Genomic DNA, 25,303 nt, shown 5'->3' with positions numbered 1-25,303 from the left:
ACTAAAAAAGGGTCTGCCTCAATATTGAGGCAGACCCTTTTTTATTCGATTTCTAACACAAGCTTGCCAAACTGATGATTGGTATGCAATTTTTCAAATGCCACTTCTGCTTCATCAATTGGCAATACACCATCAATTTCAGGATGGATATTATACTTTTCCATCAATTCAAGCATATCTCTCAGTTCCTCCCGAGAACCCATTGTCGACCCAATTATTTCTTGCTGATTGTAGAAAAATGTACGGAGATCGAATTCTACCTTGTCTTCAGTCGTAGCACCGAATACGACAATTCTGCCGCCTTTTTTCAATACAGCGAGCGATTTATTAAATGTTGCCCTTCCAACACTGTCAATTACGAGGTCAATCTTCTCATCTGCAAGTTCCTGCTCCCAATCAGCATGCGTGTCAATTGCCAAGTCGGCTCCTATGGCAAGGGCCCGTTCCCGCTTTTCCTTGCTTCTGGAAGATACGATGACTCTAGCTCCAATTTTCTTTGCAAACTGAATGAGGAAAGTAGCAACTCCGCTCCCGGCACCGGGAATTAATACGGTTTCACCTCTTTGTAGTCTTCCTTTCGTGAACATTGCTCGATAGCCCGTTGTACCTGCAAGCGCAACAACAGCCGCTTCTTTCATTGTAAGATGTTCTGGAATCTTTTCAATTTGATCAGCGGATAATACAATTTTTTCAGCAAAGGTACCGTGATCCGGCATACCGAGAATATCAAATTCTGCTGGTGGAGCCGGGCTGTTCTTCTTCCAACGAAGTGAAGGATTGATTAGTACTTCATCACCTTGCTTCAAATCAGATACACCAAACCCAACAGTTTCAATTACCCCAGCTCCGTCAGAACCAAGAATGAGCGGACTATCCGGATTATCTCCTCTGCGTCCAGGAATATAAAGGTCACGGCGATTTAAACCAGCATATTTTATGCGGACAACGACTTCTCCTTCACCTGCTTGAGGCTCAGGCATTTCCTTAATGTTACATCCATTCTTGTCATGAACATAGGCTTTCATGCTAATCACTTTCCTCTCTAAACTCTCTCCTTATATCTTAGCAAAGGTATTGTTGAACGAGAAAGAAAAGACTTCCGGCTCTTTGCCGAAAGTCTTCCTTCATCCATCATTTATTAATTTTTGCGGCTCATCCCTTTAAGGAAATTGAGCAGCATTGTTAAGCTATGGTTCACTTCCGGATCCTTTAACGCACGAAGCAAACCTACATAAGAAGTACGTTCCTCTTCTCTTGTATTAACCATTGAATCAAGCCCATTATTGATTCGTTTTGTAAAATCCTCCATCTGATCAATATTGAGGTCACCTAATAGGAAGAACATTTGTCCCAAATTGTGGAGAGCCCCTTCATACTGCGGTTTGTTGATTTCCTGTGAGAAATTTTTTACGATTTCTTTTCGATGATTGACCATTGCCGACCCAGCCATAAGAAAATCACTGTTGTGCAATGACGCAAGCATATTAATACCGTCTAATATAGCATCCTTATTCGCACTGACAGCTTTCCTAACCTCATCAACATTATGGTCGATTACCTTCTCTTCGGATATTTGCATCCTTTTTACTTTTCTTATTGGTTCAGCCATCTTTTCTCACCTTGCTTCCCGGGAAAGTATAGTCGTCTCGCTCCCATTTCTTATGAACGCGTACAGACTGTTGAGGCTGACGGTTCCCGTTTCGATGGTTCCAGTCCGGAATTGGAGACTTGCCCTGTTTTGTCAAGACGACCATTCTTGCTTTAATTTCTTTATAAGCAGGTGTATTCGTGTCCTTGTCAACAGAGTTGTCAGTCAAGAAGTTGACTGCAGATTTACCGTTATCATTAAACGGCACGAACAATTCCTTTCCATGCACCCTGTCAGTAATGGTGACAATACCAGTACCTTCGCCTGCTTCAGAAATGAGTTTAATTGTCGCACCTTCCTTAATACCACGTTCATCAGCCAATTCTTGTGAGATTTCAATAAATGAGTTTGGCTGTTCATGTGCAAGTCCTGGTACTTTATAAGTCATATTGCCTTCATGGAAGTGTTCAAGAAGGCGTCCATTGTTAATATGAAGATCATATTCTTCATCAGTATCGTAATGATTCTCATAGTCAAGAGCGTATAGTTTCGCCTTGCCATCTGGGAAGTGGAAACCTTCTGTATAAAGCAACGGCGTATCAGTACCATCTGCGTTTACTGGCCATTGCAAACTATTATAGCCTTCCAGCAAGTCATAGCTGACGCCACGGAACAATGGTGTGAGTGATGCTGCTTCATCCATGATTTCAGAAGGATGTGTATAGCCCCAATCGAAGCCCATTTCTTTGGCTAGTTCTGTAATGATCTGCCAGTCAGGCTTTGATTCACCGAGCGGTTCCATAGCTTTATAAAGACGCTGGATTCGTCTCTCAGTATTTGTAAATGTACCGTCTTTTTCGAGACTTGGTGACGCAGGGAACACGACATCCGCATATTCTGCAGTTGCAGTTAGGAATAAGTCCTGCACAACGAAGAAATCCAGCTTTTTGAACGCGTCTGTCACATAGTTGATATTCGCATCAACGATTGCTGTATCTTCACCTTTTACGTACATTGAATGCACCTTGCCATCATGGATACCAACAATTAATTCGTGGTTATCCATTCCTTTTTTCTTCGGTAAATCAACATCCCATGCTGTCTCATACTTCTTGCGAATCGTATCATCTTCAACACTCTCATACCCAGGGAATACGTTTGGCATACTTCCGAAGTCACTCGCTCCTTGTACGTTGTTATGACCTCGGAGCGGATAAGCTCCCGTACCTTCACGCATGTAATTTCCTGTAACGAGAAGCAAGTTTGAGATTGCTGTACTTGTATCACTGCCGATCTGGTGTTGCGTCACACCCATTGCCCAACAGATGGCGAGCTTGTCCACACTCGTAATTTCTTTTGCGATGCCAATCAAATCTTCTTTGGAAAGGCCTGTTACTTCCTCCGCATAATCTAAAGTGAATTTATCAAGGCTCTTGTAATATTTATCGAAATCATTTACCCATTTATCAATGAATTCCTTATGATGCCAGCCTTGATCAATGATATATTTGGCAACTGCTGATAACCAGACGAGATCTGTCCCTGGCTTTGGTCGGAAGAATTTATCTGCCCTTTCAGCCATTTCATGCTTACGCAAGTCAAATACATAAAGCTTCTGACCAAATAGTTTATGGCTTCTCTTAATCCTTGAAGCGAGTACAGGATGCGCATCAGCAGTGTTTGAGCCTACGATGATGACCATTTCCGCCTTACCTATATCTTCAATGGATCCAGAGTCACCACCATAGCCAACAGTACGGAATAAACCTTGTGTCGCCGGAGACTGACAGTAGCGTGAACAGTTGTCCACATTGTTCGTCCCGATGACTTGGCGTGCGAATTTCTGCATCAGATAGGATTCCTCGTTTGTTGCTTTGGAAGACGCAATGAAACCGAGTGCATCTGGTCCGTGTGCCTTTCTAATTTCGTTGAAGCGCTTAGCCGTATAGCTTAATGCCTCTTCCCATTCGACCTCAACGAATTGATCTCCCTTACGAATTAGCGGCTTTGTAAGACGTTCTTCGGCATTCACATAATCCCAGCCGAACTTTCCTTTTACACATGAGCTGATGCCGTTTGCTGGTGAATCATGTTGCGGCTGCACCTTAAGAACTTTGCGGCCCTTCGTCCATACATCGAATGTGCAGCCGACGCCGCAATATGTACAGACGGTTTTTGTCTTTTCAATTCTATCTTTACGCATTTCTGCTTCTGAATCTGAAATGGCGAATAGAGGTCCATATCCAGTTTCCGCTTTTTTCGTAATATCAATCATGGAACGGAGCAGACCCGGTTCAACATCTGTCATATAGCCAGCTTCTCCAAGCATGTTCTTTTCCATTAGAGCGTTACATGGACAAACTGTTACACATTGCCCGCATGATACACACGAGGACTGATCAATTGGTACATCATTATCCCATACGACACGCGGCTGTTCACGGTCCCAGTCAATGAGCAGCGTTTCATTGACCTCAACATCCTGACACACTTCGACACAGCGACCGCATAATATACACTGATCTGGGTCGTAACGGTAGAAGGACCCGGAGTGATCCTGTTCATAACCTTTGGATTTATAAGAATAAGACTGGTGTTCAAGACCGAAGTCTTTCATCGTATTATGAATTTCACAGCTTCCATTGTTATAATCACATACCGTGCAATATAATTCATGCTTCTCAAGAATACGGTCAAGAGCCTCTTTCTGTGCGTCTCGTACCTCATCAAGATTCGTGTTGACTTGCATTGCAGTCTCGATTGTCGTTCCACATGCACGTACAATTTCTCCATCAACTTCGACCATACATGTATCACATGTCTGAATGGGCCCAAGTGATTCGTTGTAACAAATATGAGGAATGTTAACTTCCTCAGAAAGTATAAAATCCAGTAAGTTCTGGCCTGGCTTTGCCAAGTATTCTGTGCCGTTCAGAGTTATGACGACATGCTCCTGCAAAGTAATTTCCCCCCATCTATTTTCCTACAAGGAGATTAGTCCCCTCCTAGTCCACTATTACGTGCTTACCCTTATGTTTCTTATGTAAAACAGCAACTCTGCACAAATTTGACAAGATTTGCAGAGTTGCGGATACCAATTTATGTGAACAGAAGGATTGCTGCAATCGTACTGGCAATTAATCCGAGCATAACCGGAATGAAATTCTTCCTAGCGAGATCAACTGCAGAAACCCCGCAGAAGCCTGCGATTGCAATGAGGGATGACCAAGCAATAATTGTCCCGCCTCCTGTCCAGATTGCTCCCATTTGACCGATTGCTGCGAGTACTGAAGTATCAAAATCACCTATTTGCAAAGATTGGGCAAGTGCTCCTGTAAGTGGCAGACCTGAGAAACCAGAACCATCCAATCCCGTTATTATCCCAATAAGCAGAATGCCGAATGCAGCAACAATTGTTCCGCCTGGCAAATAAGCTTGGGCTGCTCCTGCCAAATCAAATAACAATGAAGGCACATTTTTTTCTATTCCGAGAATCACACCTGCATAGTCTCCGCTCCCAAGGAAGAAGAACCCCGCAATCGGTATGACAGGACCCATTGCTTTAAAGGCAAATACAAATCCTTCAGTAATATGATTGGAAACGTAATCAAGCGCATGTGATTTTCCGTAAGAAAGGCTTGCAAGCAACAAAAGTATGACAGCTGCGCCTCCTATGAATGCTGCTCCATCTCCACCTTCAAAACCGCTCATTCTCCCTGATGAGAACTTTTGAACTAGCATATAACCGACGATAGTGAGAAGTGAGAGTGGGACAAGGATGGCAAATAATCTTCTCCATTTCTCTACATGACGGCTCTTTGCTGCATGTTTTGTTTCTGCAGGAATTTCGAGTTGCTTTACAGCTATTTCGTTAAGCTCATCATTCGGCTTGCGGATTTCTTTTCGATAGAAGATGTAGGCTGCCCCAATCGCTACAAATCCTGTAATAAGTGACAGCACCAGTCCCACATCTGCGACCTCTGTTACTGAAGTTCCTGCCGTTTTTGCAGATAAGGCTGGCGCGACTTGAACGATATAATCTGAAGAAAGTGCCATACCCTGTCCCGCCAATGCTACAGCCACTGCAGCGAGCATCGGCGGCAGCCCAGCTCTTGCGGCCGCCGGAACGAGTAGTGCACAAATAAGCGGTACAGCAGGTGTCGGCCAGAAAAATAGAGAAATTACATACGTTACGCCGATGAGTATGAAGAATGATAAATGTCCATTCCTCATAAATCTACTAATAGGTCGAACCATCAGGCGGTCAGATCCAAGATCACGCAGTGCATGGAGTAAAGCCAACATGAATGTAATGATCAGAAAGATATTGAACAATTCTGTTGCAGCTGTCATATTCGCCTGAAAAATGGCAGTGAATCCTTTAATCAAACTACCGGTATGAACGATTCCGATGATAAAAGTTCCAAGCAATGCCGGCATGACAATGCTCTTTCTCCGAATCATCGCGTAAATAATAAGCAGCGTAAAACCGCCATAAAGATAATGCGATGCGGTCAAATCCATTTCTATTGCTCCCTTCTAAACTGCGTTATGCTACAACATATGCGGAGGTTTTTTTTCAGGTGAGCATGTTTAATCACTTGATAGTCGGGAATGTCCTGTACAACAACCCAATCAGGAGGAAATAATCTTGAAACCATTTATCAGAGAATATACAAACGATGAGAAACTAGAAAATGATATCCAATCGCTTAAGGACAGTTCTGTCGATGCGGAAAATATCTATGTGATTTCACATGATGATGACCGGACGAATCGCATTGCAAAAAATGCCGGAGCAAACACAATTGGCATGAAGGAAATGAAGATGGGCAGCGCCATTAGCAATGTGTTCAAGAAAAAAGGTGATGAGCTCCGTACAAAATTGAAGGATATAGGCTTCTCTCAAGAAGATGCAGAAAACTATGAGGAAAAAATGGATGAAGGGAAAGTTCTGCTGATCGTTACAAATACAGACAATCCTGAGCGTTATTTGGTATAAATATTTAATAAAAAACGTTCTCCACAACAAAGTGGAGAACGTTTTTTTACTTACACTTTAAATTTTGAAATAGCATCTTGCAGTTCTAGTGCACGTTCAGAAGATGAATGGCTTGCTGATGCGATTTCTTCAAGAGTTGCTGTCTGCTCTTCAGTCGCAGCGGCTACATTTTCAAAATCTCTTCTTGCTTCCTGGGCAAGATAGTCTACATCATCAATAATATCGACAATATGCTTGACACCTGAGGACAGGTCTTGAATAGATGAAGAGAATTCATTCATCTGCCCTGATACGCGAGATACAATATCTGAAATTGCATGAAAAGCTTCTCCGGCTGTGCCAACAGCAGCCGATCCTTTCTGTACTTCAGTCGTCCCTTCACGGATGGAAGCGACTGCCTCCTCTGTATCGACTTGGACTTCACGAATTAATTCTGCAATTTCTCCTGCAGCTGCATTTGACTGTTCAGCCAGCTTCTTCACTTCGTTTGCAACAACCGTAAAGCTTTTACCACTTTCTCCGGCTCGCGAAGCTTCTATTGAAGCATTAAGAGCAAGGAGATTGGTCTGTCCTGAAATTTCTGAAATGGTATCAACAATTTGTCCAATTGCACTTGAACGTTCACCAAGGCGAGAAATAATTTGTGCTGTCGCATGCACCTTTTCATTAATTGTTTCCATTTGTTCCTGAGCTGATTCTACAGATTCTTCACCGCTTTTGGCCTTTTCAACAGCGATAGCCGATTGACGGGCAACTGCATCAGATTCATCTGAAATCATCTCAAATGTAGTAGACATCTTACTAATTGTACCGCTCGCTTCACTTGTACGATTAATTTGCTGCATGATACCTGTATTAACTGAATCAACAGTTTCGGCAACAACTTGAGCTGCCTGAGCTGTCTGATCCGTGCTGACATTAAGTTGTTCTGAAGTAGCTGCAACTTGCTGTGCATTTTCCTGTACGACGCCAATGAATTCACTTACCTGATCCAGCATTTCATTCATGTCTTCCGCTACTTTTCCAAGTTCATCATTGGAATCAATTGTAATCCTCTGAGTCAAGTCTCCTTCAGCGATTTTATTAATTACGTCAGACATAACCGGAATATTCTTAAGCATATGACGTAGTAGGAAATAAGTGAGCAGTACGAGCAATATAAGAGCAATAATAAAGATTACTGCTACTTTTACCGTCATACTATGAAGCGGAGCGTATACTTCATTTTGATCCAGAACTGTCGCAACTGACCAACCGGCTGATTTTACTGGTTCATATCCAACGTAATAGTCCTTATTTTTACCACTGATCTCCATCAGTCCGTCTGCACCGGATTTCATCTTTTCAGACAGTTTCCTCCAGTCACTTCCTGCATCAGCCAATGGTTTAAGAACGTGCTTGTTATCTGGATGATAAATAACATTGCCATCCGGTGCTGTAAGAATGCCATATCCGGAATTACCAATCTTATATTGCTCCATGATGGATGGAAGGGAATCGAGGAATAGATCAGCGGCAACAATACCTACTTCCTTCCCATCAACTTCAACAACTTTCATTACACTCATGATAACTTTACCAAAAACCTGATCCATGTATGGTTCTGTGTAGTAGAGACCCTTTGCATTATGTACGGATTCGTACCACGGTCGTTCTTTCAACTCAAAATCTGAATCAGATAACACATTTCCAGTTCCTGTAAGAAAATTACCCTTTTCACTCGCCACCCAGACCATTGCTACTTCTGGATTCATTTCTTTAACGGTCTCAAGCGCTTTGTTCATATCCTTATAATTTCGGTTTTGCAAAGCATCTTTTCGTCCTTTTGTACTATCAAGGTAACGAAGTACAGACTGATCAGAAGTAAGCTGATTAACAACCTGTCCCTTCTGAGCAAAGAATTGATCGATTTTAGCGGCAACAGCTCTGCTCTGTGCTCCCATTTCGCTTTCAATCTGTTGCTTAATCATGTTCTTTGTATACAGATTGATTAATATGCCTGTTATCGCAAGTACTACTGCAATTGAAATGCAGAGTATAAATGACACTTTTCTTGAAATACTTTGGCGTTTCATATATAATTTCCCCTTCCATAATTTTCGAATGGGAATATTATATCATTTACTAATCAATAAGTCCTACACATTTTTATGTTTTAATAATCAAAATACATACGTATTTCTGTATATTGCATCGTTCGTTTTCCAATATATTATAAAGGTTATATAAGGTAAGATAATAATAAGGGAGGCTTTTAGATGATTGTTTATTATGATAGCCATTGCAAGCTCTGCACACGTACAGCAGCTGTCTGGAAAAAGCTTGACTGGCGACACAAGCTAATTTTTCAATCTTTTCGAGAGCAGAACAATTATCCACCTGAGATGGAGAAGGAAATCCATATTAAAAAAAATGGAAAATGGAAAAAAGGCTACCCAGCCGTCATCGCCATTTCAAAGACATTGCCGCTTTTTTGGCCTGCAGTCCCTTTTCTTTATATAGGAAAATGGCTCGGCATAGGCAGCATTATTTATAAAACGATCGCTAAAAACAGATCCTTTTTCCCGGTCGGTCAATGTGAAGATGGTAAATGCAATCTTCCTCCTAAAAAATAATTACTTTGCCTGAGCACCTTCAGCTGTTTGGATCGTAATATGCATTTTTCCATTGTTCGCTGAAGCCCTAATAAGGATCGGCTCATTATAAGAATTAACAAATACGAAGTCAGGCCCATTCCAGCTTACAGTCGCATCTTTTCCTGGAGGTACATAAGAAACATCCCGACTATGCATGTAACGTTCTATAATTTTAATTCCTTGCAAATTTACCGCATTGAAAAGAGTAGACGAAACTTGGCAAATACCGCCTCCAATGTCTTCGGCGAATTCCCCTTTAATAATTACAGGGGCGCGTTCATATCCTCTCTCTTCTGTCCTCTCTCCAACAACTTTGTTGAAGGAAAACTGTTCTCCAGGAAAGACGACATGACTGTCAATTGCTTTGGCTGCAAGCTTGATGTTTAAAGTTCTTTCCTTGTTACGGTCTGGAAAATAAGTCGTATAAGAGCCAATTTTCTGACCCTGTATTTCAGATAAGATTTCTGCTGTGACACGAGGGTGAACAGCCTTTGTAGGAATTTTAAATGAATCCTCTCTTCCTTCCATCAAAAATTCAAGGTACTGTCTTTTAAATCCTTGCCTGTCAAGCTCTCTACCTGTCTTTTCCGGTAAAATAACATTGCCTTCGCCCAATTTGGCATTCTCAGGAGCCTGATATACTTCTTCATTCAATTTGGCAGCAAGCTCGTCAATTTTCCTCGTATTGATAAACAGCGGATCTTCCAAGAAGTGATAAGCTTCCTCTCGCTGGATCTGTTGAACGGGTTTTCCTTTTTCATTAAAAATTGTTAATTCTTCAGGCGGAAAATGAGTGAACTGGAAGGCTGTTTGTATAGCAATAAGGAACTTAAACATGAATAAAGCCCTCCTTTCGCATGTAGTATGCGGAGAGAGCCTTTTCTCATACATATAAAAAAGACGCCCTTCTCATTGAGAAAGAGCGCCCGAACGCTTAGCGAAAATCTCTGGATTCTTCTGCACAGCGTGTTGCGATTGCATATCCGAAAATTGCACTTACCGCTACAAGCAGCACACCAATCAGACCGTTTTTCACTTGGTCGTCCTCCTTTTTTAGCTCAGTTTAAAATAGACGGAATTTCCCTTTTTTGAGAATTAGCTTAGGACCGCCAATAATATAAAGTGAGCGATTGTCGATAATCTGTTTCATGTAAACCGCTTTTCTGCCATACAATTTCGTACCTTCGAAGATAGTGCCCATTGCATCCTTCTTACCTAGAGATGCTACAGTACCCTTATTATCGAATACGAAATCCTGAAGTGGTTCACCATAAAGAAGTGCTTTAATATTCGCAGCAGCTGTATCCGCTTCTTGAATTGCAATTTGTGCAGTTGGCGGATAAGGACGGCCTGTCTCTTCGTTCATAACCCATGAGCAGTCACCGAGGATGAATACATGATCAGAGCTTGGATCACGCAAGTCACTGTTCACATTCACTTTACCACGGAACAATTCGAATCCTGAGTTGCCAAGGACCGAGTTTCCAGTTACGCCACCAGTCCAGACAACTGTGCCAGCTTTAATAAGTTCGTCATCATTGACGATAAAACCTTCTTCTGTACATTCGGAAATTTTAGCACCGAGACGGAATTCGACACCGCGATCTTCCAATGACTTTTTACCGTATGCCACAAGTTCTTCATCGAAACCAGGAAGGATCGTTGGTCCAGCTTCCACGTTGATGATACGGACTTTGCTGCGATCGATATCGTATTTCTTGCAAAGCTCCGGAACACGTTCAGAAAGCTCTCCAACGAATTCAATACCTGTGAAACCGCCGCCTCCAACTAGAATTGCTAGGCTCGCGTCATCTTTCTCAGGAGAATTGTTGTATCTTGAGAACTGATACTCAATATGATCGCGGATTTGACGGCTAGAATCGATGTCTTCAATGGCAAAGGCATTTTCTTTCATACCTTTGATACCGAATGTGTTCGATTCGAAACCGAGAGCGAATACTAGAATATCATAATCAAGTTCGCCGTTTTCCAATTCCACACGCTGGTTATCCTTATCCACTTTTACAACCGCATCGTATACGAGACGCACTCTGTTCGGATTGATTACATCTGAAATCATGACGCGCGCCTGGTTCGGATTGATCGTACCAGCTGCGACTTCATGAAGCCAAGTGGATTCATAATGATAATTATGCTTATTGACGAGCACAATTTCTGCTTCTTCAGCTGACAAAAGCTGAGTCAGACGTTTTGTCGTTACCATTCCCGCATAACCGGCACCAAGCACGACAATTTTCGGTTTAGTGTACATATGTAGCCCTCCTTGTTTCATGCAACGCACATTTCATAAAAAAACGCTTATCTGTAGCGTTTTTTAAATTTTCACAACATAGAACATCATACCAAAACATCCAGCGTTTTTCTATCATTTCAGGCTTTATCAACTAAAAATACTTTAATGCCTTATGATTTACATGATAGTACTCTAGAAGAAGTACTTCAAGCATAAAGAATTTGCGCTTAAATCATTCTTCTCGGTTTATAGAATTCTTCAAAAACAATTTTAAAACTTAATCACTACACTTTTCCACCCACAATTATGTAAATATGAAGAGAAAGTGATATTAAAAAAATGAGTTCATTCCTTATGACTTCTCTCATTGCCACCAATATAAGTGATTTCTTGTCAGAAATAGCAGCACGAAACAACTTGATAATACTACGTAGTTGATAAATATAAGTTGTTGTAAAACAGAAGTTTAATGGTCTCCATGTATCTGCCTAATTAAATTAGAGCAGCCGTCCCTGTATTTTCAATCAGATTAAGAATAACCAAAAAAGCCCAGTGCTTGGCACTAGGCTTGATAATATAGTTTAGCAGTTGCGTTTCTTGTCGATTTGAAGAGCAGTTAACGTAGTCGGACCTGGCAAGAATACATCGTCTCTATTGACCGTTACTGTTACAGTGTATTTTACATTCTTCGCAGATTCAAAGTTTTTATCTACATGTGAAAATGGTTCAATAGAAAGATCATCATCGCCTTCACCATCTTGATTTAATTCAATACGTGAGTGATAAATTTCTTCTCCTGTCATAAAGTTATTGCCCTTAATAATTCTAATATCTGTCACAGTGTTACCAATAAATTCATCATTATCAAGAGCTACAACGCCATTCAACCACACTAGATCACCTGCTTTGACTTCTTCCATAGTAACTTCGGCAACTGGAAATGCGATATTTCTTGGCAGACGTACAAAGTTTTCTTGATACACATTCCTTGGTTTCTTCTGATCATATTCAAAATCCACTACATCCGCAAAAACTTTCCTATGCTTTTTGTGTTCATCTTTTTTATGATCGTCCTTCTTATGATCATCCTTCTTATGATCATCCTTCTTATCGTCTTTCTTATGGTGCTTGTATTCATGCATGTGATAGTGCTTATGCTCATGCTTCTTAACTGGGTGTTTCTTCTTCTCTTTTTTCTTCATGCATTTGCAGTAGTACACTTCTTCGTCTTTGTCCTTATCCTTGCCGTGATCGTGATCATCACATTCATGATGTTTCTTGTGACATTTACACTTATCATGATGTTTTCCATACTCTTCATACTCATCGAATTCATGGTACTTACTCATATTTTCCATCTCCCTTTTCTTTTTAATAAAACGTTCCATTTCTCTCATTTCGAACTCTTCATAACTCGAGAACTTTTTTTCTTTCATCTCCCTCACCTCCTGCTTTCATTACATGCAGCAAACGCTTTTCTGAACAGGTCAATTGTTTATTCATTCGGTAAATATACTCTTGTCCAATAGACTGAAATCTAGTTTCTGATCGCTTCTTTTATATAAGGAAAAAATCAATAAAAAAAGACCGGTTTTCACCGGTCAATTTGATTCATGGGGGTGGGCCGCCAGTACTTGACTGGCATGCTGCATTGTATGAAACCTAGCTAATATCGACTCGTCCACTTGCTCATTTTCAGTAAATCTTCTTAAATACAGACTCCTGTACAAGCAATTTGAAGATTGCTTCAATATGTTGTTACAAGTCCAATAGATAAAGGAGTGAAATGGAAATGACAAATAAAGAGTATTGCCATGAACAATGTGTTTGCAGAACAGTAAGAAAGATTATAGAAGCTCAAGATAAAGTTACAAAGAGAAATAAACATTGTTCAACGGGCTGTGAAAAATCAATTCGGGATTTGCTTAAAACAAGCAGACCTAGTCGAAATGAAGCGACAACTATTCCTTTTGTCCTCTATTGTAAAGGAACATGCAAACCATTCATTGTTGAAACAATCGAACATGCCTCCATGAAATGCTTCGATCAGAAGTGGTATCGCTGCGTGAAGAGTCCGTTTTTAAAAGCTAAAAAAATCATTCTTGGCAGTAAATGTTGTGCCGTTGTTGAAATCCTTCTTCCTTGTAACGCTAATGGCATGTCACTTCACAATAAAGGGAACGAGCTTAGTGAATTTCTCTGTGAAAAAAGCCCATTTAAAACGATTCGTTTCCGCGAAACCGGTATTTGTATGACAGTAGATCTTGAAGATTTCACAGCAATTCGCTGTCTAGCCGCCACAAAGCCACTCCCGCCAGAGTCTACTTCTTTCCATGATATGTCTTCAGTCTGAATGTTAAATCAATCAGGCACAACATGTATCGACAGTACTGCTGTATGTTAGAATAGATAAAGGAAAAGGATCACAATCTAATTGCATTCATTTTTATAAGAAGGTGTCTTACATGCAGCAAGAATATACGATTGAAGAACTGCTTGAGCTAAGAGAGAGTGGAAAATATGCTCTAGTCGATGTACGTTCTCCGAAAGAATTTCAGGAAGCGAGTATTCCGGGCGCAATCAATATCCCTGTGTTTTCGAATGAAGAACGCTCAGAGATCGGTACACTATATAAACAGGAAAGCCCCGAGGCCGCGAAACAGCGCGGCCTGGAAATATTCTCTGACAAGCTGCCAAGGTTCATTAATGACTTCCAAAAATTAAATAAGCCTGTAGCAGTCTTCTGCTGGCGTGGTGGCATGAGATCGAAAACCGCGACTACAGTGCTGGATCTTATGGGTGTTAAAGCCGGAAGACTGAAAGGCGGCATCCGTTCCTACCGTCAATACGTCGTGAAAACGATGGAATCATATAACTTGAAATCCGATTTGATTGTTTTAAACGGATATACAGGTACAGGGAAAACAAAACTTCTTCATCAGCTTCTAGATAAAGGTTATCCTGTAATTGACTTGGAACAAATGGCGGGACATCGGGGGTCAATTTTTGGACAAATTGGTCTCTTGCCAAACAACCAAAAAAAGTTCGACTCCCTTCTTCTTCAGGATCTGGAGAAATATAAAGATAAAAAACATATCATTATTGAAGGTGAGAGCAAGCGAATTGGAAAAGTTGTACTCCCTGAATTCTTCTATAGCAAAAAAGAATCCGGAACTCAATTCTTCCTTCATTTGCCTATTGACGTACGTGTTGCAAACATAATGGAGGATTATAAACCCGAAGAAAGTCCTGAACAGTTCCTTGAAGCATTCCAATTCATAAAGCGGAACATTCATTCACCAATCGCTAATGAAATTCAGAAATTGCTTGAAGGAAAACAGTTTCCAAAAGCAATAGCATTGCTTCTGGAATATTACTATGATTCCCGTTATGAGCATGCCATCACACAATCAGAAGGTGAAACAGTCCATATTCATGCTGAATCGATGGAAGACGCATTCCAGCAACTACGCTCCAATCTGAAAAACATTAAATTTTGACATAGAAAAACTCCGTCAGCTAATAATCGCCGATGGGGTTTTTCATTAGCCATTCTCTGCCTTTTGCTCATGATCCTGGTCATCATCTTCAAGCTGATTCCAGTTATAGACATGTTCCAAAATTAAGACAAGGATAATGCCGACAAGAAGTCCATTAGCAGCTACCGGTCTAAGGAAATCAGGCATTGTAGAAAAATACTGGCTCGGCAAAGTCATAATTACAACACCGACAAAAACCGGTATTGCCACTCTGTACACATTCAATGAATTTGATGAGACATTTTTGATGAAACTGCGGTGTGAATTGAATAGCTGAACATACGCTACGAATAATACTGCACTTCCAACACTTAACGGCATCGTCGCAAAGAAATGGCCAGCTGGTGGAATAATACCTACTAAAAAGAACAAGAACCCACCAATAATATAGGGCAGACGATCAACAATTTTCGTCTGCTGCAGAAATCCGATTGAGGAGACGAAAGGTGCATAAGGGACAAGTCCCAACAGACCGGCAATCCCCTGAAACAGACCAGATATTGTGAGTGAACGGCGATATTGTCCTTTCGTCGTTTCATTACCATACATATCGTCTGTACCTTTAAGAGCACCAAACGTATTTGCCAAGTTCAAAAGCCCAGCAATCACAGCTGTTACAATTACCCCCGTATTCCATTTCGGATTGCCAAGCGGGAATACTTTCACAGAGATTCCACTTGTATGAGACATCGATTTTGTATGAAAAATAAGCGCATAACCTATCCAACCAACGATGATTCCAACGAGCAATGCGTAACTTCGAAATCGTTTTGGAGCCTTAATACTCACAATAATGACAAGAGCTGACAAGACAATGGAAAAAAGCGTAGTCTTCAAATCAATGCTTGCATCTGTCGATTTTCCAAATGGCAAACCAAGCATCCCTTTCAGGAAAATCTGAATGAGCTGAAAGCCAAATAGAAGCATAAAGACTCCCATAACCGCATCATTAAAGAGCTTGGCAATATAGGGACCAATCCCTAAAAGACCGATAACAATAGTTAATGCAGCAGAAATAAAAATCCCAACGGCAAGACTTCCTCCAAGTGTTTTGAGTGACATGCCCGAAGCAGAAGTTGTTACAACGAGCGTCAGAATGATACCCCACCAGAGACCCGACTGTCCTTCCATGATCGCTCTTTCATGACCAATCCATGCTTGGGCTACACAGGCAATACCTGTAATAATGAAACTGAGTTGCAGCAAGGAACCGATTTTATCATGATCCAGATGAAAGGCCTGTCCGACAGTTAGGGGAATAACGACAATATTGGCAAAAATGAAGAACAGCCACTGCACACCTCCCGCCCATACACTCGTTTTTTTCAAACTGGTCCAATCCATAATATCCGCTCACCTCCAGTTGCGTTCAAAAGACACTACCAGCTAAGCGCCAAACCATCACCGCGCGGGTCTGCTCCAGCGCTGTAAACCCCTGTCTCCTGGTTGATAACAATGCCCTGAGCATGCCCCATCGTCTGTGAATAGTCACTTACTCTATCAATATCATGACCTCTTTGACCAAGCATGGCGATAATTGGATCAGATATCCGGTTTTCAAGTTTAAGCGTACGACTTTCACTTCCCCACATTCTTCCATATAGCCAGCGTGGTGCTTCAATCGCCTGTTGAATGTTGTAACCAAAATCAATAACGCGTGTAATCATTGCACACTGTGTTTGCGGCTGGCCTTCTCCTCCCATCGTGCCAAGCAACATATAAGGTTTTTCATTTTTCATGACCATTCCAGGAATAAGTGTATGGAAAGGACGCGTATCAGGCCGTAAAGTATTCGGATGCTCATCGTCCAAACTAAATGAAGCACCGCGATTTTCCAACAGGAATCCGCAGCCATCCGGCATGAAGGCTGAACCGAACTCATGATATATACTTTGAATTAGAGAAATTGAGTTGCCTGCTTCATCTGTCACACATGTGAACGTCGTGTCTTTGTTCGTTGCAATTGTCGGGAGCTTCTCAAGATTATCTGTGTCAAACGCTTCTTCCCAGGAATAATGGGAAGCAATTTTTTTAGAAAAATCCTTGGATAGTAATTCATTGTACGGAATATCTTTATATAACGGCGAAGCTATCCACTTATCTCTGTAGTGGTAATTTAATTTTGCTGCTTCAGCCATCAGATGGAAGTAATCGGGTGTGCCATCTCCGATCTCTGTTAAATCATATTGTTCAATCATATTCAGCATCATAAGCGCCGCAATTCCTTGAGTGTTTGGCTTAACTTCATACACTTCATAGCCGCGATACGTTGTGGAGATTGGTTCTTCCCAGGTGGATGAATGTTTTTCAAGGTCTTCCTTCGTTAGCAGACCGCCGTGTTTCTCCATCGATGCAACAATCTTGTCCGCAATTTCACCCTCATAAAAAGCGTCCCGGCCATTTTTAGCAATCTGTTCAAGAGACCATGCAAGATCCGGCTGTACGAGTACATCACTGTCTTGCAGAGGCACGCTATCTTTCAGAAACACTTTGGCACAGTTTGCATTTTCCTCTAGGACTTCTTGTTTTGATTCAATATATCTGCTGAATTTCCCGCTTACAGGAAACCCTTTTTTTGCATAGTTTATTGCTGTTGCAAACAACTGCTCCCATTTAAGCCGTCCGTATCGCTGATGCAGCTTCCACCAAGCATCGACTGTACCAGGGACAGTATTGGCCGCTAGGGGTCCTCTCGACGGGATTTCATCCAATCCCCGATCTGCATATGCTTGCTTTGTAACATATACTCCAGAGCGGCCACTGCCATCGATTGCTTTCACTTCCTGTTCATTCTTATCCCAGACGAGAGCGAACAAATCACCTCCAAGTCCGGCCATATGTGGATAAACTACACATAATGTTACATTGCAGGCAATCGCTGCTTCAACGGCATGTCCGCCATCCATGAGAATATTTTTTCCTGCTTGTGTTGCTAGATAATGCGGTGAGGCTATTGCTCCATGCATCCCTTTAGCAACCGGTCTTCCGGTTCTCAAGTAGCCGTATTCTGTCCCGCGCTTCATAATTAACCCCCTCCTATTGCTTCAGAATGAAATTGAATATTTAGTCATTATTAAACTCAATTCCCAAAGATTTTTTTCACAAAACGCTCATACTCCAGTAATACATCCCAATCTCTTTCATATTCTGAAGGTTTATCGCTAACAAAAACAGGTAATTAGCAGGAATAACAAACATATCCTTATAGACAAGACTGATTAATAATACTTAGAAGATCATTGATAGCATTTGGGCAATGCCAAATAAATCCTGTGCAGCAAGATATGCTGCATTTAATGATCTGAAGGGAGTTTTGCCATTATGCTAGATAAACAAATTTTGCGCATCCCGGGTCCTACACCAATCCCTCCACGGGTGGAACATGCATTGGGACAGCCAATGATCGGACATCGAAATCCACAAATGGGTGAGCTGCATGCCCGTCTTAAACCAAAACTGGCAAAGATATTTGGCACAAAAAAAGATGTCATGATTCTTTCTTCAAGTGGTACTGGAGCAATGGAAACAGCAGCAGTGAATCTGTGTAAATCCGGGGATGAAGTCATCGTCGTTGTAACTGGGGCATTTGGAGAACGTTTTGCTGATATTTGTGATGCTCATGGTCTTACAACATATCGTTTGGAAATGAATTGGGGAACAGCTTGTACTCCCGAAAAATTGAAAGCGTTTTTACGGGAACATCCAAGTGTAAAAGCTGTCTTTATGACATATTGTGAAACGTCCACAAGTGTTTTGAACCCGATTAAGGAGCTGACAGATACTGTACGCTCAGAGTCTGATGCACTTGTTGCAGTAGATGGTGTGTCATGCATTGCGGGAGTCGAAGCGAATATGGATGATTGGGGCGTTGACATCTACGTAACCGGTTCACAAAAGGCTTTCATGCTACCACCTGGTCTTGCTTTTGTCGCTGCATCCGAACGAGCAAGAGAAGCTTTCAAGAAAAATGATCACTCCCGCTTCTATTTCGATTTGAACAAATATGCTGAGAAAATCGAAAATAATTCAACACCATTCACTCCTCCTGTTTCCCTTCTATTCGGATTGGATGAAGCATTAAATATGATGATGGAAGAAGGACTCGAGAACGTATTCAAAAGACACCGTCTTATGAGCAATATGACAAGGTCTGCGATAGAGGCACTTGGCATTCCTCTCCTTACAGAGAATAAATATGCCTCCCCTACTGTCACAGCTGTAAAACCCGAACAAGTCGACGCCGAAAAGGTCCGCAAAATTCTCATACAAGACTTCAAGATTTATGTAGCAGGCGGACCAAAGCATCTCAAAGGGAAAATTTTCCGAATTGGCCATATGGGTTACTGTTCCCCGGCTGATGTGTTTGAGTATATCGCAGCCTTGGAAGTCGCATTCAAAAAAGCAGGCGCGAATATTGAACTTGGCGCTGGAACAAAAGCTGCACAAGAAATCTTCTTAAATGCTTAATATTGAGGGAGGGATTTACTTGAACTATAAAATTCTCGTAACAGATTCTTTAAACGAAGACGGACTTCAACCTCTCTTGTCAGACAACAAAATGGAAGTGGAAATCAGTACAAACCTTTCAGATGATGAATTAGCAGAGAAAATAAAAGATGCGGACGCCTTACTCGTCCGTAGCCAAACAGAAGTAACACGCTCATTGTTAGAGAAGGCGAAGAACTTAAAAATCATTGGCCGTGCCGGTGTTGGAGTCGATAATATAGACCTTGATGCAGCTACGGAAAATGGCATCCTTGTAGTCAATGCACCTGGAGGTAATACGAATTCAGCAGCAGAACATACTATGGCGATGCTCATGTCCCTTGCACGCAATATCCCACAAGCATACAGTTCTCTTCAAAAAAGAGAATGGGAACGCAAAAAGTATATGGGAATCGAAATAAAAGGTAAAACTCTTGGCATTATCGGTTTTGGTAAAATAGGTGCTGAAGTTGCACACAGAGCAAAAGGTCAGCGAATGGAAATCATTGCATATGATCCTTTCATGACGAAAGAGAAGGCTGACAAACTTGGTATTAAGTGCGGTTCTGTCGATGATATATTGAGAAATGCAGATTTTATTACTGTACACACGCCACTCATCAAGCAGACAAGACATATGCTGAACAAGGATGCCTTTGCCAAGATGAAAGATGGTGTCCGCATTCTTAATTGTGCACGTGGCGGAATTATTGAAGAATGTGCTTTGTTAGAAGCAATCAAATCAGGAAAAGTCGCAGGAGCCGCACTCGATGTGTTCGAGAATGAACCGCCATTCGATAGTCCTTTGCTCGAACTGCCGCAAGTTATTACGACACCACACCTCGGTGGCAGCACTGTTGAAGCTCAAGAGAATGTTGCTACAGACATTAGTCACGATGTCATCAAATTCTTCAATGGTGATGTTGTTTTGCATCCTGTCAATTTACCAGCAATGGATAAGGAAACGATGCATCGATTATCTCCTTACTTTGAACTTGCGGAGAAACTTGGAGAATGGCTTAGCCAACTGGCAGCGGAGGGAATCCGAGAAATCCGCCTGACCGCTTTTGGGAAGATTGCTGAAGGAGATTTGTCTCCCCTTACACGCCATGCGGCAAAGGGACTGCTGCAAAACTTCATTGATGAAGAAGTAAATGATGTAAATGCACTATTCCTCGCAGGACAAAGAGATATTGCGATTCAAGAAACAAAATCAACACATTCAAGGGAAAAATCAAATTTGCTTGCTGTTGAAGTTGTTTCGAACGATGGTGTACATTCCATTTCCGGTACTGTCCTAGAAGGTATTGGCCCCCGTATTGTCAAAATTGACGGATACAATGCCGATCTTGCGCCCGAAGGTCATATTCTATTTATCCGCCATCATGATAAACCAGGGGCAATTGGACGCATGGGCAGTCTGCTCGGTGACCACGATATCAATATTGCTACAATGCAAGTTGACCGCCGCGGTCAAGGCGGCGAAGCGATTATGCTGCTATCGGTTGACAAGCATCCAGACGATGAAGCATTGGAAAAGTTGCGTGCTTTACCGAATATAGAAAAAGTGTATCCAATTGATTTCAACTAAAAAAGCTTGGGAGCATTTGTGCTCCCAAGCTTTTTTATTCCAATCCTTTTAACAGATCCAACAGTTCTCCAAGTCGGGAAATTGTGGCATCAGGCTTTGCACCATCAGTAGGTTTACACTCATGGTTGATCCATACTGCATAAATGCCCATTTCATTAGCTCCGATAATATCTGTAAGCATATTATCTCCCACCATCCAAACCTCATTTGGCTTAAGATCAACTTCTTGGAGTGCTTTTTCAAACATTTTTCGGTCAGGTTTTCCTTTGCCTATATCTCCTGATATGATAATTGCTTTGAAAAACGGCCTTAGTTCAGGTGTTAATTCGAGTTTTTTCTGCTGCAGGCTCGGTGATCCATTCGTAAGCAGAACAAGTTCATATTCACCTTGCAGCTTTTCTAGCACATCAAGTGTTTCCTCATACAAATAAGGGTGTTTTTTCCTCGCTTCCGGAAAAGCTTCCGAGAGTGTTTCAGCAAATTCCATATCGTGAATGCCACAAGCTTTTAACCCCTCATACCAAGCTGCTTTTCGATAATGCGGCATAAGCTTTTTCATTAATTGGAACGCATCCCCAGCGTCATCGAAGTCCCCCCACATCCCCTCAAATGGATTGATGCCAATATTTTTGGTATGAGGATATGTTTCATAAGAGGCATAGAGCTCACTCGCCGCTCTTCTAGTCTCTATTTCCAACTTTTTTTTCGGGATGCCATACTTTGTTTCTGCCAGCTTGCATGTTTCCTCGAATGCTTTGGCAATGCTTTGCTTATCCCAAAGAAGTGTATCATCCAAATCAAAAAAAATCGCCTTGGGCCTCATTCCGTCCCCTCCCGTACTCGTCTTTCCATCATTCTACCATAAAGTATCCAATAGACTCTTCACACAACAATTCAGATTGCATTGCATATGCTGAAAACAAAAATTGAAAACGAGGTGGTCTCATTGTCTAATGAGAATAGAAGAGAACGTGGGAGAATGGATTTTCAGCCGCTTCACAATGTAATGAAACAAATTGATTCGTTTTTCCACCAATCGCGCAACCGGTTTAAAACTGTCGTCAATGCGCATGAAATACCAGCAACAGTAAAAGAAACTGAAAGAGGTTATGAAATCACTGCTCAACTTGCAGGATATAGCCGAGAACAGATTCGAATGCAAGTTATTGGCAACCAGTTGCATATTACTGCTTTGAAGAACAATACAAGTACCTCTGATGACAATAAATTGAAGAAAGTAATTACTCTCCCTTTTCTTATTTCCGAAAAAGATGTACGCGCTTCCCATAAGGACGGTTTGCTTAAAGTATTGATTCCAAAGAAAAAGATCGGCAAAGATCAATTTGAAATGGAATAAAAAAATTGGGGCACCCAGCCATATTCATGGCATAGGGGCCCCTTTCTATTTGATAAACCTCGAGATAAGCGGGCTCACCTGTCCATACATCTTTTGTAATTGATTCGAAACAGCCATCAGTTTATCCAAATCCCATTGGCCATCCTCTTTCTTTAATTGCTCAATAATAGATGATTTCTTCTCCACATTTTCTTCCTGTACTCTCTGATTTCCAGGTCTTGAGAATCTTTCTTCTCGTCCTCTTTGATTCCCCAGACGCGGCAATATACCATTTCTGCGTGGAGCCGGTGTCATAGGCTGAATTGGTCTTCTTGATTGGAATGGTGTTTTTTGCGGCTGCATACGGCTGTTTCCTCGATTCATTTGTCGTCGTCCAGTTCCAGAAGGCCTCTGATTCATTCTTCTCTCAGGAAACATTCACAACCCTCCATGAAGATGCATTTGCTAATAGCATATTCCAGTTCTTAGAAGACGTTTAGGCTTGTAGCTGATTAGCAAATACTGGAGAGTGAGGCAACCAAGATGAAAATGATTCGAACAGAAAAATGGATTGATAAAGACCCCGCACCACTCGCTGTTTGCCAATTTCTCGAACCTTACTTCAAGGGACATTCGGCAGAAGCGATCTGCGACCACCTTGTCAGGCATGGGATGTACAGAGACCCGGAAAAAGCTGTATCTGCCATAGTCAAATTTGAGAATAGTAATACTTGGCGTTTAATTAGTAATGAGGCAAATAAACTGAAAGAAAAATGGAACGGTCACGACTTGCCAATTTTTATTTTACCCGCAGATGAAGATAACACAGTTCTGCGTGATAAATTAAAAGGCCGATCTGGCATTGCATTCAAGGACAAATTACTGCTATTTATTACTCCCCAAGCTAAAAAGAAAGACTTACAGACATTACTGGCCCACGAATATCATCACGTTATTCGTCTCAACAGCCTAGATAAAAAGGAAAATATATTTACTCTTCTAGACTCCATTGTGATGGAAGGTCTTGCCGAGAACGCAGTCCGGGAGCTTTATGGTGAAAAACGCACAGCTTATTGGACAAGTCTGTACAATAATAAAGAGATCAATCGGATTTGGAAAAATTTCATTCGACCGAATTTGCAAATTCCCAAAACAGAAGAAAAGCATCATCGACTACTACACGGTCATGGCAAGCTTCCTGAAATGGCAGGTTACTGTTGCGGCTATGTGCTCGTTAAGAAATACATGGAGAAGCATAAAGTTGAGAGTGCTGATCTATTTGATATCTCTTCTAATGAGATTTTGGATAATGTCCATTAACAAAAATACGAAAAGGAGCTGGCATTGTGTGAGCCAACTCCTTTTTAATCTCTACCAGAAAAGTGCCGTAGCCAACGCAAAGCCGGCAATCGCTCCAAGGGCAACACGGCCCCATCCGTAACCGTAGCCGTACCCGTAACCATAACCCGGACCATAGTAATAGCCGCTTCCAAAGCCGCCAATACCTCTTCCAGCGTTCACCGGACGCAAATAAACGTAGTTGCGGTCTACACGTTCAATAATTCCTCTATGAACTTTACCGCCTTTCTCTCTAATTACAACCGGTTTTCCTTTATGTCGGTTGCACAATTGATAATATTGAGCACTCATCTGTTCACCCCCATCCTTCAGTGACACTAAGACATCTTATGAGTAGGCAGGCGATACGTATAGCATAACAGCCCGGATAAAGACAATTGTTCATTCTAAAAATGGTAATGTCCTGTTTTTCATTCTTGGGCTGGCGACCATCGCAAGTTAGGATGATATGCATATATTGTTATCAAACAACGAGGAGGTGTTGTATTCATGAGTGAAGTAGTTAAGGGAGGATACGGCGGAGGTTTCGCTCTGCTTGTTGTATTGTTCATCCTTTTGATCATCGTTGGAGCAGCTTATATATATTAAAAAAAGTCGGCGAATTAATTTTCGCCGACTTCTATCTTTTCACCTATAAAAAAGAAAATGCAGTAAATACCTTATTAGGTAATCACTGCACCTGTGACATATAATTTCGATATGCAATTACTAAAGCTATAACCGAAGATACAAGAAGAAGGATTGATGCTCCAGTACCCACAATACTCCCTATCAATGCCCATCTCGACGCAAAGAACTCTTCAAACATCAAATGTCCCCACCTTTGCGAGAAGTATATTTAACATATCCTATGGGAATACAGTGAAGCCCGTTCAGGCAAATTATAGAAGGAAGAACAACACTAAGCAGACTGCCAAAACGATTAGTAAATCACTGGAAGTAATAGCAAGCTGCGACATGCTTGCTGGAAAAAACGGATAGAAGATTCCATTAATGCCAGCATGTTTTTTAATTTCTTTATGTAACATAAGAATTTTCTCTCCAAGTGCCTGACACTCGTCTAGATTTCGCACATACATTCTTTTTACTGCAGCCAGTTCACCATTGTCTTTACCATAATGCTCGTCCTCCATGACTTGGACAGTAAATGCCTTAGCACCTTTTGCACTATTAATGAATTGTTGGAGTTTGTCTTCATCGTCAATTTTACGGTTCCTATCCGCTCCTACAACTAGAAGTCTCCCCGTTTCTTCAAGATCATTAATTGCACGTGCACGATCTTTCTTATCCTTATATTTCCCCAAGTTAATCCCCCTCCCAAAACAAAGTTCCAGCTATATTATAACTCAATCAGATAACGATGTAAGCGCTTTTTTACACACATGGGCCTACACTCAAATTACCTACCTTATACTCAGATAATTATATAGCCTTTTTACTATATTCTGTTATAATATGAGTCTAAACATCTATATTTCTGTATAATTACTTCCTTGTTATTCATATGCTTTTA

At 41.4% G+C, this 25,303-nt stretch carries 23 protein-coding genes; 9 read left to right on the top strand and 14 right to left on the bottom strand.

What is annotated here, in order from left to right; all coding sequences use genetic code 11:
* Positions 1–41 precede the first annotated feature (41 nt).
* The 4 genes from QR721_RS05220 to QR721_RS05205 form a co-directional block, all read right to left on the bottom strand.
* On the bottom strand, positions 42–1,025 hold the full coding sequence (locus QR721_RS05220; protein ID WP_348029399.1) for a zinc-binding dehydrogenase: 984 nt from the start codon (positions 1,023–1,025) through the stop codon (positions 42–44).
* Between the two features lie 113 nt (positions 1,026–1,138).
* Positions 1,139–1,609, bottom strand: coding sequence for a helical membrane plugin domain-containing protein (locus QR721_RS05215; RefSeq protein ID WP_348029398.1), 471 nt, complete (start codon positions 1,607–1,609; stop codon positions 1,139–1,141).
* Entirely contained in the window at positions 1,602–4,547 is a 2,946-nt protein-coding gene (gene fdhF / locus QR721_RS05210; protein WP_348029397.1) for a formate dehydrogenase subunit alpha, read from the bottom strand. The genes QR721_RS05215 and fdhF overlap by 8 nt, the downstream gene beginning before the upstream one ends.
* A gap of 140 nt (positions 4,548–4,687) precedes the next feature.
* Positions 4,688–6,112 (bottom strand): hypothetical protein, encoded by a 1,425-nt coding sequence (locus tag QR721_RS05205; protein ID WP_348029396.1) that lies wholly within the window; start codon positions 6,110–6,112, stop codon positions 4,688–4,690.
* A gap of 127 nt (positions 6,113–6,239) precedes the next feature.
* Here QR721_RS05205 and QR721_RS05200 point away from each other — a divergent pair, with 127 nt between their 5' ends.
* Entirely contained in the window at positions 6,240–6,590 is a 351-nt protein-coding gene (locus tag QR721_RS05200) for a YflT domain-containing protein (RefSeq protein WP_348029395.1), read from the top strand.
* A gap of 50 nt (positions 6,591–6,640) precedes the next feature.
* On the opposite strand, the gene QR721_RS05195 is transcribed toward QR721_RS05200, so the two are convergent.
* Positions 6,641–8,665: a methyl-accepting chemotaxis protein gene (locus QR721_RS05195; RefSeq protein ID WP_348029394.1), complete on the bottom strand. Its 2,025-nt coding sequence runs from the start codon at positions 8,663–8,665 to the stop codon at positions 6,641–6,643.
* A 183-nt stretch (positions 8,666–8,848) separates the two neighbouring features.
* Between QR721_RS05195 and QR721_RS05190 the strand changes: the two genes are divergently transcribed.
* Positions 8,849–9,205, top strand: coding sequence for a thiol-disulfide oxidoreductase DCC family protein (locus tag QR721_RS05190; RefSeq protein WP_348029393.1), 357 nt, complete (start codon positions 8,849–8,851; stop codon positions 9,203–9,205).
* Here QR721_RS05190 and QR721_RS05185 read toward each other — a convergent pair whose 3' ends face one another.
* The 3 genes from QR721_RS05185 to QR721_RS05175 all read right to left on the bottom strand — a co-directional run bounded on the left by QR721_RS05185 (position 9,206) and on the right by QR721_RS05175 (position 12,916).
* The gene (locus tag QR721_RS05185; RefSeq protein WP_348029392.1) at positions 9,206–10,063 is read right to left on the bottom strand and encodes a VanW family protein; all 858 of its coding nucleotides are present in this window, start codon (positions 10,061–10,063) and stop codon (positions 9,206–9,208) included.
* A gap of 226 nt (positions 10,064–10,289) precedes the next feature.
* A complete protein-coding gene (locus QR721_RS05180; RefSeq protein ID WP_348029391.1) occupies positions 10,290–11,498 on the bottom strand; it encodes an NAD(P)/FAD-dependent oxidoreductase in 1,209 nt (402 codons plus the stop codon).
* A gap of 563 nt (positions 11,499–12,061) precedes the next feature.
* A complete protein-coding gene (locus QR721_RS05175; protein WP_348029390.1) occupies positions 12,062–12,916 on the bottom strand; it encodes a hypothetical protein in 855 nt (284 codons plus the stop codon).
* 356 nt (positions 12,917–13,272) lie between these two features.
* On the opposite strand from QR721_RS05175, the gene QR721_RS05170 reads away from it, so the two are divergent.
* A complete protein-coding gene (locus tag QR721_RS05170; RefSeq protein WP_348029389.1) occupies positions 13,273–13,833 on the top strand; it encodes a CotY/CotZ family spore coat protein in 561 nt (186 codons plus the stop codon).
* A 112-nt stretch (positions 13,834–13,945) separates the two neighbouring features.
* Entirely contained in the window at positions 13,946–14,980 is a 1,035-nt protein-coding gene (gene mnmH, locus QR721_RS05165; protein WP_348029388.1) for a tRNA 2-selenouridine(34) synthase MnmH, read from the top strand.
* A 45-nt stretch (positions 14,981–15,025) separates the two neighbouring features.
* On the opposite strand, the gene QR721_RS05160 is transcribed toward mnmH, so the two are convergent.
* Positions 15,026–16,363: a uracil/xanthine transporter gene (locus tag QR721_RS05160; protein ID WP_348029387.1), complete on the bottom strand. Its 1,338-nt coding sequence runs from the start codon at positions 16,361–16,363 to the stop codon at positions 15,026–15,028.
* A 35-nt stretch (positions 16,364–16,398) separates the two neighbouring features.
* Entirely contained in the window at positions 16,399–18,042 is a 1,644-nt protein-coding gene (gene ggt, locus QR721_RS05155; protein WP_348029386.1) for a gamma-glutamyltransferase, read from the bottom strand.
* Positions 18,043–18,340: 298 nt separating this feature from the next.
* Between ggt and QR721_RS05150 the strand changes: the two genes are divergently transcribed.
* Both QR721_RS05150 and serA read left to right on the top strand, forming a co-directional pair.
* Positions 18,341–19,486 carry a pyridoxal-phosphate-dependent aminotransferase family protein gene (locus QR721_RS05150; protein WP_348029385.1) on the top strand — a complete coding sequence of 382 codons (1,146 nt, stop codon included), beginning with the start codon at positions 18,341–18,343 and terminating at the stop codon, positions 19,484–19,486.
* 19 nt (positions 19,487–19,505) lie between these two features.
* Positions 19,506–21,095, top strand: a complete 1,590-nt coding sequence (gene serA / locus QR721_RS05145; protein ID WP_348029384.1) for a phosphoglycerate dehydrogenase — start codon at positions 19,506–19,508, stop codon at positions 21,093–21,095.
* A gap of 34 nt (positions 21,096–21,129) precedes the next feature.
* On the opposite strand, the gene QR721_RS05140 is transcribed toward serA, so the two are convergent.
* Entirely contained in the window at positions 21,130–21,918 is a 789-nt protein-coding gene (locus QR721_RS05140) for an HAD family hydrolase (protein WP_348029383.1), read from the bottom strand.
* Between the two features lie 123 nt (positions 21,919–22,041).
* Between QR721_RS05140 and QR721_RS05135 the strand changes: the two genes are divergently transcribed.
* Positions 22,042–22,452, top strand: coding sequence for an Hsp20/alpha crystallin family protein (locus QR721_RS05135; protein WP_348029382.1), 411 nt, complete (start codon positions 22,042–22,044; stop codon positions 22,450–22,452).
* Positions 22,453–22,497: 45 nt separating this feature from the next.
* Here the strand turns inward: QR721_RS05135 and QR721_RS05130 are convergent, their stop codons facing one another.
* The gene (locus QR721_RS05130) at positions 22,498–22,815 is read right to left on the bottom strand and encodes a YppG family protein (RefSeq protein ID WP_348029381.1); all 318 of its coding nucleotides are present in this window, start codon (positions 22,813–22,815) and stop codon (positions 22,498–22,500) included.
* A 159-nt stretch (positions 22,816–22,974) separates the two neighbouring features.
* Here QR721_RS05130 and QR721_RS05125 point away from each other — a divergent pair, with 159 nt between their 5' ends.
* Positions 22,975–23,751, top strand: coding sequence for a DUF2268 domain-containing putative Zn-dependent protease (locus QR721_RS05125; protein WP_348029380.1), 777 nt, complete (start codon positions 22,975–22,977; stop codon positions 23,749–23,751).
* Positions 23,752–23,802: 51 nt separating this feature from the next.
* Here QR721_RS05125 and QR721_RS05120 read toward each other — a convergent pair whose 3' ends face one another.
* Complete coding sequence (locus QR721_RS05120; RefSeq protein ID WP_348029379.1) at positions 23,803–24,081, bottom strand: hypothetical protein; 279 nt, start codon at positions 24,079–24,081, stop codon at positions 23,803–23,805.
* 198 nt (positions 24,082–24,279) lie between these two features.
* Here QR721_RS05120 and QR721_RS05115 point away from each other — a divergent pair, with 198 nt between their 5' ends.
* On the top strand, positions 24,280–24,378 hold the full coding sequence (locus tag QR721_RS05115) for a YjcZ family sporulation protein (protein ID WP_348029378.1): 99 nt from the start codon (positions 24,280–24,282) through the stop codon (positions 24,376–24,378).
* A 293-nt stretch (positions 24,379–24,671) separates the two neighbouring features.
* On the opposite strand, the gene QR721_RS05110 is transcribed toward QR721_RS05115, so the two are convergent.
* The gene (locus QR721_RS05110; protein WP_348029377.1) at positions 24,672–25,094 is read right to left on the bottom strand and encodes a hypothetical protein; all 423 of its coding nucleotides are present in this window, start codon (positions 25,092–25,094) and stop codon (positions 24,672–24,674) included.
* Positions 25,095–25,303: the final 209 nt, after the last annotated feature.

This window comes from Aciduricibacillus chroicocephali (assembly GCF_030762805.1).
GTDB classification, from domain to species: Bacteria; Bacillota; Bacilli; order Bacillales; family Amphibacillaceae; genus Aciduricibacillus; species Aciduricibacillus chroicocephali.
Note: the sequence above shows the minus strand (reverse complement) of the source record. Positions and strands in the feature narration are given on the sequence as shown.